This window comes from Actinoplanes sp. NPDC049265 (genome assembly GCF_043197135.1).
Lineage (GTDB): Bacteria > Actinomycetota > Actinomycetes > Mycobacteriales > Micromonosporaceae > Actinoplanes.
The window spans coordinates 1-1,641 of record NZ_JBICSP010000064.1 but is presented as its reverse complement, the minus strand read 5'-3'; the positions used below and the strand labels follow the sequence as shown (position 1 = coordinate 1,641).

Annotated in this window: 1 protein-coding gene; it reads left to right on the top strand. The window is 69.8% G+C overall.

Annotation, left to right across the window (positions count from 1 at the left end; genetic code table 11):
- Positions 1-1,641 (top strand): type I polyketide synthase (locus ACGFIO_RS44315; RefSeq protein ID WP_392837322.1); only part of this gene is annotated, 1,641 nt, incomplete at both ends.

Genomic DNA, 1,641 nt, shown 5'->3' with positions numbered 1-1,641 from the left:
CGCCATCTCCGGCTTCCCGACCGACCGCGGTTGGTCCGATCACCCCTACCAGGGCGGCTTCCTCACCAGCGCCGCTGACTTCGACGCCGCCTTCTTCGGCATCAGCCCCCGCGAAGCCCTAGCCATGGACCCCCAACAGCGCCTCATCCTCGAAACCTCATGGGAGGCCTTCGAACGGGCCGGCATCAACCCCGCCAACGCCCGCGGCAGCGACACCGGCGTCTTCATCGGCGCCTACTCCGGCGGTTACGGGATCGGGGCCGACCTGGCCGGCTTCGGCGCCACCGCCGGCGCCACCAGCGTGTTGTCCGGCCGGGTGTCGTACTTCTTCGGCCTCGAAGGCCCAGCGGTCACCGTCGACACCGCGTGCTCGTCGTCGCTGGTCGCCCTGCACCAGGCCGGCCATGCCCTGCGACACGGTGAGTGCTCGCTCGCCCTGGTCGGCGGCGTGACCGTGATGGCGACTCCCGACATCTTCGTGGAGTTCGACCGTCAGCAGGGGCTGGCCGCCGACGGCCGGTGCAAGGCCTTCGCCGACACCGCGGACGGCACGGGCTGGGCCGAGGGCGTCGGCGTCCTCCTGGTCGAGCGTCTCTCCGACGCCGAACGCAACGGCCACCGGATCTTGGCGGTCGTACGCAGCTCAGCGGTCAACCAGGACGGCGCCTCCAACGGCCTGACGGCTCCGAATGGCCCGTCCCAGCAACGCGTCATCCAAACCGCCCTGGCCAACGCCGGCTTGGCGCCCCACGAGGTCGACGTGGTCGAAGCCCACGGCACCGGCACCACCCTCGGCGACCCCATCGAAGCCCAAGCCGTAATCGCCACCTACGGCCAAAACCGCGACCAACCACTGCTGCTCGGCTCACTGAAATCAAACATCGGCCACACCCAGGCCGCCGCCGGCGTCTCCGGCATCATCAAAATGGTCATGGCCCTGCACCACGGCATCGTCCCGCGAACGTTGCACGTGGACGAGCCGTCCCGCCACGTCGACTGGACCGCCGGTGCGGTGCGGCTGACCGTCGAGAACCAGCCCTGGCCCGATACCGGTCGGCCCGGCCGAGCGGGGGTGTCCGCGTTCGGGGTCAGCGGCACCAACGCCCACGTCATCCTCGAAGGGCCGCCCGTTCCTTCTCCGGTCGTCGAGCAGGAACCGTCGGCGGAACTGCTGCCGCTGGTCATTTCGGCCAAGACACCGGACGCGCTGGCCGATTACGAGGGCCGTCTGCGCGCCTACCTGGCTGCGGCCCCGGGCACGCGGAGTATGGCCTCGACGTTGGCTGTGACCCGGTCGCTGTTCGAGCACCGCGCGGTGTTGCTCGGGGACGACACGATTACGGGTACGGCGTTGACTGATCCGCGGGTGGTGTTCGTGTTCCCGGGTCAGGGCTGGCAGTGGGCGGGCATGGCCGCCACGCTGAAGGAGTCGGCGGTGTTCGCCGAGTGCGCCGCCGCGTTGAGCGAGTTTGTCGACTGGGATCTGTTCAGCGTGCTTGACGACCCGGCCGCGCTGGATCGGGTGGATGTGGTGCAGCCGGTCTGCTGGGCGGTGATGGTGTCGCTGGCCGCGATGTGGCAGGCCGCCGGTGTCCACCCGGATGCGGTCATCGGCCACTCCCAAGGCGAAATAGCCGCCGC